Raw genomic sequence first — 15,739 nt, 5'->3', positions numbered from 1 at the left:
GTCAGGAACGTAGCGGTGCGACCGCCACGAGGACAGTGCGGGGCGGCACCTCGTACCGGTCGCCGACGGCCGTCGCCGCTCCGGGCGCGGGCACGCCGTCCTCGGCGCCGGTGTCCAGGACGAGCCCGTAACGGGCGCCGGGCCTGCCGGGCACGGCGAAACCGGCGGGCGACGTGTCCGCGTTGAGCAGCACCAGGATGTCGTCGTCCGCCGCCGGAGCGCCCCGCCCCGGAACGCCGTCGCCCGCCAGCAGCAGCCCGAGGAAGCGCGTCGCCGGGTCCTGCCAGCGGCCCACGGTCATGACGCGGCCGTCCCGGTCGTACCAGGCGACGTCCGGGGGAGCGCCCGCCCCGGTGAGGAACGCCCGGCGCTTGAGGGCCGGGTGCGCGCGCTGGAGGGCGACGACCCGGCGTACGAACGCGGTGAACGGCTCCGGCTCCTGCGGCCAGTGGTACCAGCTCACCTCGTTGTCCTGGCAGTACGCGTTGTTGTTGCCGCGCTGGGTGCGGCCCAGCTCGTCGCCGCCGAGGAGCATCGTGACGCCCTGCGACAGCAGGAGGGTGGCGAGCATGTTGCGGCGCTGCCGGGCGCGCAGGGCGTTGACCGCGGGGTCCTCGGTCGGGCCCTCGACACCGTAGTTGGCGGCGCGGTCGTCGCCCGTCCCGTCCCGGTTGTCCTCGCCGTTGGCCTCGTTGTGCTTGCGCTCGTACATCACCAGGTCGGCGAGGGTCTTGCCGTCGTGGCAGGTCACGAAGTTGATGGACGCGTCCGGGCCGCGCCGGTCGGCGGAGTAGAGGTCGGCGGAGCCCGCCAGCCGCTCCGCGAGGCCGCCGACGGCCGGCCGGCCGCGCCAGAAGTCGCGGACCGTGTCCCGGTAGCGGTCGTTCCACTCCGCCCAGCCCGGCGGGAACCGCCCCACCTGGTAGCTGTCGGGCGCCCCCACGTCCCACGGCTCCGCGATGAGCTTCGTACGGCCCAGCACCGGGTCCTGGTACAGCAGGCCGAAGAACGCGGAGAGCCGGTCCACATAGCCGTGCTGCCGGGCCAGGGTCGCGGCGAGGTCGAAGCGGAAGCCGTCGACGCGCATCTCGGTGACCCAGTAGCGCAGCGAGTCCAGGATCAGCCGCAGCACCTCGGGGCGGCCCGCGTTGAGAGTGTTCTGGGTGCCCGTCGTATCGATGTAGCGGGACGGGTCGGCCGGGTCGAGCCGGTAGTAGACCTCGTTCGCCAGCCCCCGGAAGCTCAACGGCGTTCCCTCGGGCGGCCCTTCGGCCGTGTGGTTGTAGACGACGTCGAGGATCACCTCGATGCCCGCGGCGTGCAGCGCCTTGACCATCGACTTGAACTCCGCCACCTGCTGCCCCCGGTCGCCCGCGGAACTGTAGGCGCTGTGCGGCGCGAAGAATCCGACGGTGGAATAGCCCCAGTAGTTGGTCAGCTTCATGTCCAGCAGCCGCTGCTCGGAAAGGAACTGATGGACCGGCAGCAGCTCCACGGCGGTCACGCCCAACTCCGTGAGGTGCCCGACGACCGACGGATGGGCGAGCCCCGCGTAGGTGCCGCGCAGCGCGGGCGGCACACCGGGGTGCGTGACGCTGATCCCCTTGACATGCGTCTCGTAGAGCACCGTGTCCGCCCAGGGCCGCTCCGGCAGCCGGTCCGCACCCCAGTCGAAGGCGGTGTCCACGACCAGGCAGCTCAACTGCCGTGGCGCGAGCGGGTACATGGCCTTGGCGTACGGGTCGAGCAGCAGTCGCTCGGCGTCGAAGAACAGGCCGCGCGAGGGGTCGCGGGGACCGGACGCGCGGAAGCCGTACCGCTGCCCCGGCCGCGCCTCCGGCACGTACGCGTGCCAGATGTCGCAGTCCGCGGACATCGGCACCCGCCGCTCGCCGCCGCCCTCGTCGAGCAGGCACAGCACCACCTCGCCGCCGTACGCGCCGGCGGAGGAGTACACCGCGAAGTTCGTGCCCCGCCCGTCCCAGGCGGCGCCGAGCCGGTACGGTCCCGGAGTCTCCAGAGATACGGTCTCCATCATCGAACTCCCCTCGAACCGGGCCCGCACGGGGCCGGGTTCAGTCGTAGCCGCCGAACATGAAGAGGGCGGCGCGCTGGTCCGCCGGGTTCAGCAGCCCGTGCAGCTGTCCGCCCTTGAGCAGCGCGAGGTGACCGGCCGTCAGCCGCCGGACCTCGAAGCAGCGGGTTCGGGTGCCCGAATCCGCCCAGTCGCCGATCACCATCAGGCCGTCCCCCTCCAGCATCAGGAAGACCTCCTGGTTGTCGCGGTGCCGGTGCAGCCCGATCCCGCAGGCCGGATCCAAGACGTGCAGATCCATGTAGGAGACGGCGAAGAACGGCTCACTCTCGCCGCTCGCGTGCCCCTTGCGGCCGAACGCGTCGAGGTTGTACGGCTCCAGCACGCGGTCCAGCTCCCCGCTGTCCGCAAGCCGCCCGTACGAACTGAACAGGTTGCGGTACTCCAGGAAGCCGAGACCGCCGTGCGGCTGCGGGCTGACGCCGACGCTCAGGAACGCGTCCCAGCCGCGCACCCGCATCTCGAAGCCGAGCCGCACCGACCCCTCGGCCGGGTCCGAGGCCCCCGAGCCGTCGGCGTCCGCGGTCCACCGCACATCCACGTGGAGCGGGTTGACCGGGTGCATCGGATGGCGCGCCGAGACGGAGCGCAGATCCTGACCGTCGAGCCCGTCGCGGGCGAAGTCCGCCGCCCCGCCGGACAGCAGGTCCGGGCGCGGCTGGAGCAGCCCCGAGTCCAGCGAGGTCTTCCCCCGCTCGCCGAGCCGCTCGCGCAGCCCGTCGCGGCCCCGGCCCCACAGCTCGACCATGTAGAAGTCGCTCTCCTCGTCGTACGGGGCGCGCAGCCGCACCGGCTCGCCGCCGCCGACGGAGACCGTCACCCCGATGGCGTCGCCGAGCCGCCCCGCCGCCTGCCACAGCCCGGAGTCGGGCCCGCCCCGGTAGCCGAGCTGGAGGAACGGGCCGCGCCAGTCGTCCGTCGCCGCCCAGCCGCGCACCGCGCGGGTGTCGCCGAGGCGGAAGTCGCGGAGGTTCTGCTTCTGGAAGTCGGTCTTGACGTCCTGCTCCTCGGCGGCCAGCAGGTCCTGGTCCGGCGCGCTCGGCCCGTACAGCTCCAGCTGCCGCAGCGGGAAGAGGTACTGGAGCGAGACCGCCTCGTACGCCTCGCGCTCCGCCGCCGGCCGGTGGCGCTCCACGAGTCCGAGGAGCTTGACGAGCGGGTTGGCGTTCTCGTAGTCCGGTGATTTGCCGGGCTCCACGCGGAAGACCGAGTCGCTGTGCACGATCGTGGGCATCGGCCCTCCAGCAAGAGGTCTGCGGCGTCAAGAGGTCTGCGCCGGGCGACGGCGGCTACGTGGTGTGGTACAGGAACGCGACGAAGACGAGCGGCTCGTCGAACGGGTTGCGGATGCCGTGCACCCCGCCGCTCTTGGTGTAGATGACGCTCCCCGGCCGGACCGGGAGCTCGCGGCACTTGACCGGCCCCACCCCGAACACCGGCCGCTCCACCAGCGGATAGCCGTCCGTGTCCGCGGCGTCCCCGTCGCCCAGGTACGCGAGGCCCGCGCCCGAGACGACGTAGTACAGCTCCTCCGAGCCGATGTGCCGGTGCGTGCCCTCCACCGCGTGCGGCGGGACGGTGACCTCGTGGAAGAACACGAGATCGCTGCCGAGCTCGCGCTGGAAAAGCCACCGCATCCGCACGATGTTGTCCTCGCGCCGGTCCGGGCTGCTCTCGTCGCTCATGGCGTTGCGGTAGTTGACCGGCCGCACGCGCGAGGCGTCCGGAATGAAGAAGCCGCGCCGGAAGTCCAGCAGGTAGTTGCTGTCCGGGACGGTGTTCTCCGGGGCGCTGGGCGCATCGGTGCGCGGCTCCTGGTGCGAGCGCAGATAGGCGTTGTCCCACTGCGGCTCGCGCAGCACCTGCCCCGTCGGGTACACCACGCCGTCCTCGCGGAACGCCACGGCCACCTCGCGGACCGCGCCGAGCAGCGGCGCGAGGGCCGGCGCCCGGGTGATGGGCGCGTCCCGCCCCATCAGCGGCAGCACCCGCAGATCGTGCGGCGTGCCCTCCGGCGGCTCCAGGGTCTCCCAGAGCTCGACCGCGTACGCGCCGATCACCGGGTCCCAGTGCAGCGTGACCACCGCCTCCGCCGGCGCCGCCGCGTCGTCCCCGGTCACCCGCAGCCACGCCTTCGTACGGGGCCCGAGCCGCCGCCCGAACTCGCGGGCCTGCTCGACGAGGCGGATGCCGGAGTACTCGATCCGCAGCATCGCGCAGAGCCTGGTCCCGCCGAGGTACACATCGCCCTTGATGGCCGTGCCGTCCGCCGAGCCGCGCACCTCCGCGACGTAGTAGCGGTAGCGCGAGGACCGCGTCGCGTTCAGATACCGGGCATGGTAAATGCGGTCGGGGTAGAAGACGACCCGGAAGATCTCGTTCTCCGGGTGGGTGTAGACCTGATCGAACCGGCTGTCCATTCAGCGCCTCCCGCCCATCACAGCCCCCTGCTCATCAGCGCCGCCCGCTCATCACAGCCGCCCCAGCAGGGCGTCGCCGACCCGGAACGAGTTGGCCTCGATCGTGAGCGTCGGGTTGCCGCTCCCGGACGTCGGCATGAACGCCCCGTCCGTCACATAGAGGTTGTCGAAGTTCCAGGCCCGGCAGTCCGCGTCGAGCACCGAGTCCCGGGGGTCGGCGCCGAACCGCGCGCCGCCCAGCACATGGTTGGCGATCCGCACCACGGAGGCCCCCACCGAGCCCGAGCTGACGTCCTTCACCTCGCCGCCGTTCTCCAGGACCGCCCGGCACCGGTCGGCGAAGACGTCCATCAGCGCGCGGTCATGGCCGTGCCACGTCTTGAGGATGTACGCGACCGGGCGGCCCCACTTGTCCTTGACGTGCGGATGCAGCTCCACGCGGTTGGCGCGCTGCGGTACCTGGTTGGCCATGAACGCCAGCGACAGCCGCCGCCCGAACCCCGCGTCCAGATAGTCCTCGAAGCCGTTGCCGAGGATGTCCGTGTCGTAGAGGTAGCCCTTCCACATGTCGTCCATGTCCATCGCGTGCCAGGTGCGCGCCAGCGAGATCGGCAGGGCCCCGTCCGAGGTGTTGTTGTAGATCACGCCGCCCGCCCACAGCCCCCGCTCCCGGAACCACTCGGGCCGCGCGCAGTGGTCGGTGGCCCAGTCGGAGTCCAGCGTCCGGGACTTGTCGGCACGTGTCGGCACGGCGCACTGGGCGCCGCCGAAGCAGTGCGTGAGGAAGTACGCGCCGAGCAGCCCGTTCCCGTTCATCCGGCGCTCGAAGGCGGGGTCGGCCGCGCCCGACAGGAGCAGCAGCCGCACCGACTCGATCGCCGAGCACGCCACCACGACGACCTGCGCCGAGACCGTACGGGCCGCGCCGCCCGGATCGCGGTAGTGGACCCTGGTGACCCGCGCGCCCTCCGCCTCCAGATGCGTGACGCAGCAATTGGCGCGCAGCTCGAACCCCGCGCCGTCCGCCCGCAGCGGGGCGAGCAGCGACACCCACGTATTGGACTTGAGGCCCAGCGGATCGCCGTACCGGTTCACGAACGCCGTCTTGATCGACTCCCGGTCCGCCGGCACCGTACGGCCGCTCGGCGCGTGGTCCTCGGTGATCACGGCGAGCGGGGTGCGGTAGCGGCGCATGCCGAGCGCGTCCATCCCGGCCGCCGCGTACGCGCTGATCGGGTTGGGCGCCAGCGGCGGCTGGTAGTGGTCCGCCGACGGCGTCTTGGCCTGGCCCTCCCACGTGCCGTTGACGCCGATGAGCCGCTCGGCCCGGCCGTAGTACGGCTCCAGCTCCGCGTAGTCCACCGGCCAGTCGCGGGCCTCGCGCACCACGTCCCCGCCCGGGTCCGCCCGCAAATCCGTACGGCCCTCGTTGAACGAGCGCAGCCGCAGGTCCTCCGGCGTGAACCGGGGCGAGACCCCGCCGTACAACTGGGTGCCGCCGCCCACCACCTGCGCCGTGTACCCCTCGATGGTGACCCGGTCCCGCCCGTCGCCGTCCCGGTAGACATGCGGCTCGTCGTTGAGATCGGGCTCCACATGGCTGGAGAAGTAGGACTCGCCCGTATTGGCCACCCCTTGCACGGTGACCCGCTTCTCCGCGCCGGTCGCGAACGACTCGTCGCGCTTGAAGTCGCTCAGCCCGTCCGGGCTCTGCGCCTGCGTGCGCAGCAGCGGCCCCTTCTCCAGCACGAGCACCTGATGCCCCGCGCGGACGAGCGTATGGGTCAGCGGTGCGCCGCCCGCTCCGCTCCCGATGACGACGACCTCGACGTGCTCCGTCTCCTGCCGCACGTTCCCGCCCCCTCAGCCGCGGTAGTCCGGGCTGTGCCCCAGCGGCTCCTCGACGGCGCGCCGCCAGTCGAAGAGCGTGCCGCCGGCCTCGTCCCGGAACCGGCTCTCCAGATACATCCAGCCCGCCGCGCCGGAATTGCCGCCGTGCCGCGGATGCACGAAGGCGCCGGTCATCGCGTGCCGCCGCAACAGCAGCAGGAAATACCGGGGACTTCGATAACGGTCGTAATCCCAGCCGTCCACCCGCTCGGCGGCCATCTGCGTATAGAGATCCGCGTACAGCTCCGGGGGAGCGACCGCCGGATCCAGCCCGCTGAACCGCGACCGCAGCACATCGCCGATGATGTCCAGGCAGATGCGGTAATCGACCGCGTGATGCTGCTCCTGCCGCGAAATGACCTTGTCGATGTAATTGACCGTGCCGACTTCCTCGTCGAGCTGATAGGAGAGCGGGAACTCCGAGCCCCGCGCGCCCCGGTCGATCGACTCGTACGCCTCCCGCACGAACCGCCGGTTCTCCTCCAGCCGGAACGGCAGCAGATGCCGTACGAGCCGCCCCAGCAGGTCCCGCTCCGCGCGGCCCAGCGTCAGCGGCGCCGAGCACGCGTCCGTGAACAGCCGCGACCACGTACGGCCGTTGTCCGCGACCGTCTGCTGCGGGTTGACCGGGTCGAGGACGTACGCGCCGTCCACCGCGTACTTGTACTGGTGCACCTGCCCCTTGGCGACGCGCACCGTGGCGGCGAAGAACCCCGTCGGCCGCCGGGCGAAGAGCACCGGCCGCAGCGGCACCAGGACGTGCAGCGGGGCGAAGGTGCCCACCACCGACACCGACTCGGGAGACGCGGCGCGGCCGTCGTACACGAAGGTCACATCGTTGAAGGCGAACGACGTACGGGCGCCGATCCCGTCCCAGTGCGTGTCGACGACCGGGAAACGCCACGCCTCGCACACCGCGGCCCGCGGGTCCAGCGGCCCGTACTGGCCGAAATCATGACGGGCGTCGGAACTGTCCCGCGCGAGATATTTCGTGCAGTGATTCAGAACGTATTGATCGTCCTTATCGATGATCTCGACTTTCACCGCGGCCCCCCGGGCGATATGCCGATCAGGCGTCGCCGACGCCGGAATGCCAATGAACGTATTCCCGGTCCGCGGGCTTGTCCACGGCAGCGGTACGAGCCGATGAACCGGATGGCCGTGGTCCGGAGGTTTGCCACCGCCGTGCGGGGTACTTGTGGTGTTCTCGACCGTATCGTCTCCTTGGCCGCCGTCGATCCGGTCGCCGTCACTCAGGTTGGAGCAGATCGTGAGCCGAGCCCGGATCGTCATCATCGGAGCCGGGTTCGCCGGCTACCAGGCCGCCCGCGCCCTGTCCCGCTCCGCGCGCGGCGCGGCCGAGATCGTGCTGGTGAACCCCACCGACTACTTCCTGTACCTGCCCCTCCTCCCGGAGGTCGCCGCCGGGGTGCTGGAGCCGCGCCGCGCCTCCGTCTCCCTGACCGGCACGCTCAAACACGTCCGCCTCGTCCTGGGCCAGGTCGACCGGGTCGACCTCACCGGGCGCCGGATCGGTTACACCGACCCCGAGGGCGGGCGCGGCGAACTCGGCTACGACCGGCTCGTGCTGAGCGTCGGCAGCGTCAGCAAGCTGCTGCCGGTGCCCGGCGTCGCCGAGCACGCGCACGGCTTCCGCGGCCTGCCGGAAGCCCTGTACCTGCGCGACCACATGACCCGCCAGATCGAGCTGGCCGGCTCGGCCGCCGATCCGCGCGAACGCGCCGCCCGCACCACGTTCGTGGTCGTCGGCGCGGGCTACACCGGCACCGAGGTCGCCGCGCACGGCGCCATGCTCACCGAGGCCCTCGCCCGCCGCAGCCCCACCCTCCGCGAGGACCGCCTCCGCCCCCGCTGGCTGCTCGTCGACATCGCCCCGCGCGTCCTGCCCGAACTCGACGAGCACCTCTCCCGTACCGCCCACCGCGTGTTGCGCAAACGCGGCGTGGAGATCCGCACCGGGGCCTCGGTCAAGGAGGCGACGGCGGACGGCGTCCGGCTCGACGACGGCGACTTCGTCGAGACCCGCTCGCTGATCTGGTGCGTGGGCGTACGGCCCGACCCGCTCGTCGCCGGCCTCGGACTGCCCACCGAACGCGGGCGGCTCTGCGTGGACGAGTACCTGACCGTCCCCGGCCACTCGGAGGTGTTCGCCTGCGGCGACGCCGCCGCCGTGCCGGACGCGACCCGGCCGGGCGAGTACACCCCGATGACCGCGCAGCACGCGCAGCGCCAGGGCCGCACCGCCGCCCGCAACGTAGCGGCCTCCCTGGGCCGCGGCGCCCGCCTCCCGTACCGCCACCACGACCTCGGCTTCACCGTCGACCTGGGCGGCGCCCAGGCCGCCGCCAATCCGCTGCACGTCCCCCTCTCCGGACCCCTCGCGGGGGCCGTCACCCGCGGCTACCACCTCCTGGCCATGCCCGGCAACCGCGTCCGCGTCGCCGCCGACTGGCTGCTCGAATCGGTCCTGCCGAGGCAGGGCGTCCAGCTGGGCCTGGTGCGCTCCGGTTCCGTACCGCTGGACAGCGAGTCCCCGGAGCTGCCGCGGGTGCCGGTGGACGGGGCGCGCTGAGCGGATCAGGCCGGCCGGCGCCCGACCCGCGGGCCCGGCCGAAACGCTCGCCTCGCGGGCCCGGGCCCGCTGCGGCACCGTGGAATGAGCCCCACTGTCCTGCCCGACCGTGAGAGGGAGAGACCATGTCAGGCCACACCTACCGGGTGACGGAGATCGTCGGTACGTCGCGGGAGGGCGTCGACGACGCCATCCGCAGCGGAATCCAGCGGGCGGCGCAGACGCTGCGCGGGCTCGACTGGTTCCAGGTCACGGAGGTCCGCGGGCACATCGTGGACGGGGACATCGAGCACTACCAGGTCGGCTTGAAGGTCGGCTTCCGCTTGGAGGACGGCGACTGAACGGGGCGTCCGCGCGGCGTACGCGGGCGGAGCCTCCTGGCGCGTGCGTGCGTGAGTGAGTGCGTGCGATGCGATCGCGGGGCAGCGGAAGGCCGCTCGTAGCCGGGGAGCGTGAGCCCGGAGCCGCGCGCCCGATCAGGGGGACGGCCCAGACGATCTTCAGGCCAGCGCGGGCCACGGCGGCGGCGGGCCGGCGGCGAAGAAGCGGAGCAGGCCCAGCAGGCGGCCGGCCGGGGGCGCGGTCCAGTGGCGCTCGCCGGGTCTCGGTACGGGGTCCGGGAGGCGGCCGAGCGCCCAGGTGACGTGGTGCCACAGGACGCGCGCCTCCCAGGCGCCCTCTTCCGTAGTGTCCCCGGCCTCCTGCCGGTAGCCCTCCAGCATCGCCGGCACGCCGCCCAGCGGGATCTTCGCGAACTCCGAGGCCGGGTCCGCCCACATCGCGTCGCCCCAGTCCACGAGGGCGCTCAACGCCGTCGGGTCCGAGGTGACGAGGAGGTTCTGCGGGGCGACGTCCCCGTGCACCAGGACGCGGGGCGGATCGGCGGGCAGCCGCACCGCCAGCCGTTCCAGCCAGTCCGTGAGCCAGCGCGCGGCCCCCGGATCGAGCCAGCCGCCGTCGAGGAGCCGGGCGATCAGCGGCCGTGGGGCCTCGGGGACGTCGTCCACGGGGACGCCGGGCAACTCTCCACAGGCCCGGTACGGGGCATGCAGGTGGAGCTTGGCCAGCTCCCGCCCGACCTGGCGCAGGACGTTCCGCTCCGCGGACTCCGGCAGGCCGAGTACGGACATGTCCCGGCCGGGAGCGCGGCGGAGCACCATATGCGGCACGCCGCTCCCGGACCCGTCGGCCTCGTCGAAGGCGACGACCTCCGGGGTGAGCACGCCCGCGGCGCGCGCGACGGGGATGACCTCGGCCTCCTTGCGCAGATCGGCGACGGCCGCCCGCGTCCGCGGCACCCGCAGCACCAGCCCGTCCCCGAGCAGGAAGACGTGATTGGCGCCCCCGGAGGGGAGGGGGCACACCTGGTCGGCGCGGACGCCGTATCGAGCGGCGAGAGCCGCCGTCGTGTCATCCATGACCGGACATCCTCACACGGCCCTACGGCGGCCCCGCAAGCGAAATAGGCGGGCCGCCGACTCAGGGCCCTGTCGCCGGTCTCCCGCCTGCCCCGCGCCGCGTGGCACGTACTCCCGCCGCGCTGTCAGGCGCAGCCCGGCACCACTCGGAGCAAGACCGGACCCGCGCGGCGCGAGCGCTCGTGCCGCAACGCCCGCCCCTCCGCGCGCAGCCCCGGCCCGGAGGGCTACGGCACCACGGTGACCGGCCAGCGCCCCGCCTTCACCAGCCGTACCGCGACCGAGCCGATGATCCGGTGCCCCGCCTGCTCGGACGCGCCGACGACCACGGCGTCGGCCGTGAGGTCGTCGGCCGCCTGCACCAGCCCGGTGTACGGGTCGCCGCGGAAGGTGTGGAACTCCCAGCGCACATCCCATATGCCGCGCAGTCGCTCCGACGAGGCGCGGATCTCCGCCATCAGCTCCTCCGCGACCTCCTCCGTGGTCTCCACGACCGCCGCGCCCAGCGCCGCGCCGGACGCGAGCACGGGCTGTACGTACACGATGGCGAGCAGCGCGTTCTGCCGCCGGGCGAGGCCGGAGGCGTAGGCGGCGGCACGCCATGAGGAGTCGGAGCCGTCCACTCCGGCGACGATCACCTTCGGCCCGTCCGTGCCGCGCTCGAACGAGCCGCGCTCGCACTCGCCGGGACTCCGGTCCGCCTCGTCGCCGACCTCGTTGTGCTGGTCCTTCTCGTCCTTCACTGACCTTCGCCTCGCGTCATCCTCGATACGGCCCCGGGGGAGAGGCTAGCGGCCCGGACGTGCTCATGATCACTTGCCCCCGCCGCCGGCGCCCGGCGAGGGCGCCGGCACCGCCAGGCAGAGCGCGAAGCGGCCCGCGTGATCGGTCCACCAGTGCGTGAGCTCCATCCCCGCCGCCGCCAGCTCGGCCCGTACGCCCGCCCGGCGGAACTTCGCCGACACCTCCGTCCGCAGCTCCTCGCCCGCCTCGAAGGCCACCGCGAGGTCGAGCGCGGGGATCTTGACGGTGACGGCGGAACGGGCCCGCAGCCGCATCTCGATCCACTCGTGCTCCGGGTCCCAGAGCGCGACATGGTCGAAGCCGCCGGGATCGAAGTCCGCGCCCAGCTCGCGGTCGATCACGGCCAGGACGTTCTTGTTGAAGGCCGCGGTGACGCCCTCCGGGTCGTCGTACGCGCGCACGAGCACCCGCTCGTCCTTGACCAGGTCCGTGCCGAGCAGCAGCGCGTCGCCGGGCTCCAGCGCGGCCCGTACGGACGCCAGGAACACCGCCCGCTCGGGCGGCAGCAGATTGCCGATGGTGGAGCCGAGGAACGCGAGCAGCCGCGGCCCCGGCGTCCCCGGCAGTTCGAGCCCCTGCTGGAAGTCGGCGACCAGGGCGTGCACGGACAGCCCCGGGTGGTCCGCGAGCAGCGCGCGGGCGGCGCCGTCGAGCGCGCTCTCGCTGACGTCCACCGGCACGTAGTGGTCCAGTCCGGTCAGCGCCCGGATCAGGTGGCGGGTCTTCTCCGAGGAGCCGGAGCCCAGCTCGACGAGGGTGCGGGCGCCGGTCGCGGCGGCGATGTCGGCGGCGCGGACGAGGAGGATCTCCCGCTCGGCGCGGGTCGGGTAGTACGCGGGCAGCCGGGTGATCTGATCGAACAGCTCGCTGCCGCGCGCGTCGTAGAACCACTTCGGCGGGAGCTGCTTGGGCTCGCGGGTCAGCCCGGCGGCGACGTCGGCGCGCAGGGCGGCGGCGGTGGCGTCGGCGGGCAGGGCGCGGGTCAGGGCGAACGGGCTCACGGGCAGGGCTCCTTGAGCGGGGTCAGCAGGACTTCGGTGCGGGAGGCGGTGAGCAGGGTGCGGTCCGGGACCTCGTGCCAGCGCGGATCGTCGTCGTACGGCTCGGAGGCGACGACCACCCGGCGGCGCGGCCCGTCCGCTGTCGGGCCGACGGCCTGGGCCAGATACCAGAGCGTGTCGCCCCACGCCGTCGCCGTGATCTGCTCGCCGTCGGTGAGCAGCAGGTTCAGGCGCGAGCCGGGGGCGGCCGCGGCGAGCGCCGCGACCGTCTCCGCCAGGGCCTCCGCGGCCGTGTCCCCGCCGCTCAGCCGGTGTCGTACGAGCGCCCACACGAACGCGGAGTCGCAGCGCGCCGCCAGGTCCAGCAGTTCGGCGGCGGGCAGCCCCGCCGCGAGCCGCGCGGCGGAGTCGGGCCAGCCGAGGAGCGCGCCGTTGTGGCTGAACAGCCACGGCCCGTCCGCGAACGGCGCCACCGCCGCCTCCCCGTCGGCCCCGGCCTCGGTCGCGTCCCGCACGGCGCCGAGCAGCGCCCCGCTCCGCACGACCCGCGCCAAGTCCATGACCGACAGGTCCGCCCAGATCGGCCCGGATCTGCGGTACCGCGCGGGCACGGCGTCCCCGGGCGCGTACCAGCCGATCCCGAAACCGTCCGCGTTCACGGTCCCGTACCGCTGCCGGCGCGGGGCCCACGACTGCCGCAGGAGCGAGTGCGCGGGCCGCGTCAGTACCTCGCCGAGCGCGATGTCCGGCCCCACATAGGCCAGGTGACGGCACATCAGGCGGCCTCCGCGTCGCGAGCCGTGCGGAACCCCGAGAAGATCTGCCGGCGCACCGGCAGATCCCAGTTGCGGAACGTGCCGCGGCAGGCCACCGCGTCGACGCCGAAGGAGCCGCCGCGCAGCACCTTGTAGGAGTCGCCAAAGAACACCTCCGAATACTCCCGGTAGGGGAAGGCCCGGAACCCCGGATACGGCAGGAAGTCGCTGGACGTCCACTCCCAGACGTCGCCCATCAACTGCCGCACGCCCAGCGGCGACTGGCCCGCCTCGTACGCGCCCAGCGGGGCGGGGCGCAGATGGCGCTGCCCGAGGTTCGCGTGCTCGGGGCCGGGATCGGCGTCCCCCCACGGATAGCGGCGGGAGCCGCCGGTGAGGGGATCGTGGCGGGCCGCCTTCTCCCACTCCGCCTCCGTGGGCAGCCGCCGCCCCGCCCACCGGGCGTACGCGTCGGCCTCGTACCAGCTCACATGCAGCACCGGCTCGTCCAGCGGTACGGGCTCCACCACCCCGAACCGCCGCCGCACCCAGCCGGTCCCCTCGCGCCGCCAGAACAGGGGCGCGGTCAGCCGGTGCCGCCGCACCTGCGCCCAGCCCTCGGGCCGCCACCAGCGCGGGTCCTCGTATCCGCCGTCCTCGACGAAGCGCAGATACGCGCCGTTGCCGACCGGCAGCGTGTCGATGCGGAAGGCGGGCACGAAACGCCGGTGGGCGGGGCGCTCATTGTCCAGCGCCCACGGCTCGGTGGACGTGCCCATCGTGAACGGGCCGCCCTCCACCCGCACTTCGGACGGCAGCAGCGCCGTCGACGCGGGGGCGCGCGGCGGCTCGGGCGCGCTGAGCGCGGCGGGGCCGCGCCGTAGCTGATGGGTGATCAGCATCGTTTCGTCGTGCTGCTGCTCGTGCTGCGCGACCATGCCGAACGCGAAGGCCGCGGCGAGCAGCGGACGCCCGTGCAGCGGCGCCCGCGCCAGTACGTCCAGCGCCCGGTCGCGTACGTCCGCGACATAGCCGCGCGCCTCGGCGGGCGGCAGCAGCGGCAGCGCGGGCCGCTCGGCGCGCGGGTGCTCGAAGGCGTCGTACACGGAGTCGATCTCGGGGCGCAGCGCGTCCTGCCCGCCGACGGCCCGCAGCAGCCACAGCTCCTCCTGGTTGCCGATATGGGCCAGGTCCCAGACGAGCGGGGACATCAAGGGCGAGTGCTGGGCGGTGAGTTCGTGTTCGTCGACGCAGCCCGTCAGTACTCGGGTGCGCTCGCGCGCGGCGGTCAGCGCCGCCGCGGCGCGCTGCCGCAGCGCGCCGGGGTCGGTTTCCGGGATGGTCATCGGGATATCTCCTCGCCGGTGGCGGTCTCCAGCAGGTCGTCGGCCGGACATCGGCGGCGGGCCACGTACCGGTCGGTGAAGTCGGCGACGGCGCGCCGTATCTGCCGCGGCGCGCCGAGGCGGGGCAGTGCCTCCTCCGCCGCGGCGAAGCAGACGACGGCGGCGGCGTGCAGCTCGGGGTCGGCGAGGCCGTGCCGGGCGGCGCCCAGCCACAGCGGGTTGCCCGGCGCGGGCAGCGAACCGGCCGTGTCGGCCAGCGGCTTGACGGTCCGGTAGGCGGTCTCCGCGGCGGTCGGGTCGTCGAAGAGCGCCGCGGTCACGGCGAGCGGCACCAGCCAGCCGTCGTCGCCGGGCTGCGCGTCGATCATGCGCAGTTCGAGGTGGCCGCGCGGCCGCACCGGCGGGAACAGCGTCGTCAGGTGGTAGGCGAGATCGTCCTCCGTGGGCGGCCGGGGCCGCCCGCCGCGTGCCCAGGCGCGGAAGGACAGCGCCTCGGGCATCTCCCAGGGCCCGTCGTCGGCCCGTACGCACATCACCGGCGCGTCGAGCGCGTACGCCGTCCACGCCGCCCGCGGATCGGGGCAGTCGTCGGGCGGCGCGAGGGTGCGGCCGGGGTCCAGCTGCGCCCACGTCGCCTGCCGGGCCGAACGCCACCCCGTCGGACGGCCCAGATGCAGCGGCGAATTCGCGAACGCGGCCACCAGGACCGCGCCCAGCAGATGAGCCAGCCGCCAGCGCCGCCCGAAGCCGAGCGGTCCGGGCTCCTCGTGGCCGGCGTCCACGCAGACCTGCACCGACGCGGTGCGGCTCATCATGGTCCGCCCGGCCGGCCCGCGCCGGTCGAAGTAGGACTCCATGGCGTCGTATCGCGCCTCACGCAGCAGGCGGCACGGCGTGTGCCAGGGGTCCTTGCCGTGTCCGGCGAGCGCGATCCCGAATTCGCCCAGCGCGGCTCTGATGAGCTCGAGGTCGCGGGCGGTGTCCGCGACGCAGGCGGCGAGGGACTCGGCGGGCAGCGAGCTGAGCTCCAGCTGGCCGCCGGGCTCGAAGGTGAGCGCCGATCTCAGCGGCAGGGCGCGCGCCCGGTCGGCGGCGGCCCGCATACGGGCCGGGGCGACGGGGCGCAACGGGTCGTGCAGGTCGTGCAGGAGCCATTCGAGTTCGACCCCGACCCGGCGCGGCGGCCCGGTCTTGAAGCAGATGCCGTGCACGAACTCCTCGGACTCGGACTCCGTGACGGCCCGCGCGATGTGCTGCCTGTGCGGCATGACCTGTGCCTCCGTCCGCTGCTGCCGCGACTTCCGTCGCCGCCGGGCGTGGTGCTCCGTACCACCTAAGCCATTGCGGGCGATCGGCTCAAGGGGGCCGAGCGAAAGATCCAGCCGCGCGGGACCGCCCGCGGACGTCCCCGGCCCGG

At 73.4% G+C, this 15,739-nt stretch carries 13 protein-coding genes; 2 read left to right on the top strand and 11 right to left on the bottom strand.

Going from position 1 to position 15,739, the window contains the following annotated elements; translation table 11 throughout:
• Position 1 precedes the first annotated feature (1 nt).
• Genes glgX through AB0I49_RS32970 form a run of 5 tightly spaced genes read right to left on the bottom strand, consistent with a single transcriptional unit; the run spans position 2 to position 7,449 of the window.
• Positions 2-2,035, bottom strand: coding sequence for a glycogen debranching protein GlgX (gene glgX, locus AB0I49_RS32990; protein WP_363230853.1), 2,034 nt, complete (start codon positions 2,033-2,035; stop codon positions 2-4).
• 40 nt (positions 2,036-2,075) lie between these two features.
• The gene (locus AB0I49_RS32985; protein WP_363230852.1) at positions 2,076-3,329 is read right to left on the bottom strand and encodes a hypothetical protein; all 1,254 of its coding nucleotides are present in this window, start codon (positions 3,327-3,329) and stop codon (positions 2,076-2,078) included.
• Positions 3,330-3,384: 55 nt separating this feature from the next.
• The gene (locus AB0I49_RS32980) at positions 3,385-4,515 is read right to left on the bottom strand and encodes a cupin domain-containing protein (RefSeq protein WP_363230851.1); all 1,131 of its coding nucleotides are present in this window, start codon (positions 4,513-4,515) and stop codon (positions 3,385-3,387) included.
• A 51-nt stretch (positions 4,516-4,566) separates the two neighbouring features.
• Positions 4,567-6,366, bottom strand: coding sequence for a GMC family oxidoreductase (locus AB0I49_RS32975; protein WP_363230850.1), 1,800 nt, complete (start codon positions 6,364-6,366; stop codon positions 4,567-4,569).
• Positions 6,367-6,378: 12 nt separating this feature from the next.
• The gene (locus tag AB0I49_RS32970; protein ID WP_363230849.1) at positions 6,379-7,449 is read right to left on the bottom strand and encodes a hypothetical protein; all 1,071 of its coding nucleotides are present in this window, start codon (positions 7,447-7,449) and stop codon (positions 6,379-6,381) included.
• 226 nt (positions 7,450-7,675) lie between these two features.
• Between AB0I49_RS32970 and AB0I49_RS32965 the strand changes: the two genes are divergently transcribed.
• Positions 7,676-8,998, top strand: a complete 1,323-nt coding sequence (locus AB0I49_RS32965; RefSeq protein ID WP_363230848.1) for an NAD(P)/FAD-dependent oxidoreductase — start codon at positions 7,676-7,678, stop codon at positions 8,996-8,998.
• Positions 8,999-9,123: 125 nt separating this feature from the next.
• Positions 9,124-9,339: a dodecin gene (locus AB0I49_RS32960; protein WP_363230847.1), complete on the top strand. Its 216-nt coding sequence runs from the start codon at positions 9,124-9,126 to the stop codon at positions 9,337-9,339.
• A 159-nt stretch (positions 9,340-9,498) separates the two neighbouring features.
• Here the strand turns inward: AB0I49_RS32960 and AB0I49_RS32955 are convergent, their stop codons facing one another.
• The 6 genes from AB0I49_RS32955 to egtA all read right to left on the bottom strand — a co-directional run bounded on the left by AB0I49_RS32955 (position 9,499) and on the right by egtA (position 15,590).
• Positions 9,499-10,416 (bottom strand): aminoglycoside phosphotransferase family protein, encoded by a 918-nt coding sequence (locus AB0I49_RS32955; RefSeq protein ID WP_363230846.1) that lies wholly within the window; start codon positions 10,414-10,416, stop codon positions 9,499-9,501.
• A gap of 227 nt (positions 10,417-10,643) precedes the next feature.
• Positions 10,644-11,054 (bottom strand): universal stress protein, encoded by a 411-nt coding sequence (locus AB0I49_RS32950; RefSeq protein ID WP_363230884.1) that lies wholly within the window; start codon positions 11,052-11,054, stop codon positions 10,644-10,646.
• Positions 11,055-11,228: 174 nt separating this feature from the next.
• Positions 11,229-12,221, bottom strand: coding sequence for an L-histidine N(alpha)-methyltransferase (egtD, locus tag AB0I49_RS32945; protein ID WP_363230845.1), 993 nt, complete (start codon positions 12,219-12,221; stop codon positions 11,229-11,231).
• On the bottom strand, positions 12,218-12,997 hold the full coding sequence (gene egtC / locus AB0I49_RS32940; RefSeq protein ID WP_363230844.1) for an ergothioneine biosynthesis protein EgtC: 780 nt from the start codon (positions 12,995-12,997) through the stop codon (positions 12,218-12,220). The genes egtD and egtC overlap by 4 nt, the downstream gene beginning before the upstream one ends.
• Positions 12,997-14,322 (bottom strand): ergothioneine biosynthesis protein EgtB, encoded by a 1,326-nt coding sequence (gene egtB / locus AB0I49_RS32935; protein WP_363230843.1) that lies wholly within the window; start codon positions 14,320-14,322, stop codon positions 12,997-12,999. Before egtB ends, egtC begins: the two co-directional genes overlap by 1 nt.
• Complete coding sequence (egtA, locus tag AB0I49_RS32930; protein ID WP_363230842.1) at positions 14,319-15,590, bottom strand: ergothioneine biosynthesis glutamate--cysteine ligase EgtA; 1,272 nt, start codon at positions 15,588-15,590, stop codon at positions 14,319-14,321. Before egtA ends, egtB begins: the two co-directional genes overlap by 4 nt.
• Between the last annotated feature and the right edge of the window lie 149 nt (positions 15,591-15,739).

It is taken from the genome of Streptomyces sp. NPDC050617 (genome assembly GCF_040654795.1).
Taxonomy (GTDB): Bacteria; Actinomycetota; Actinomycetes; order Streptomycetales; family Streptomycetaceae; genus Streptomyces.
The sequence above is the reverse complement of the archived record's forward strand: the minus strand, read 5'-3'. Positions and strand labels throughout refer to the sequence as shown.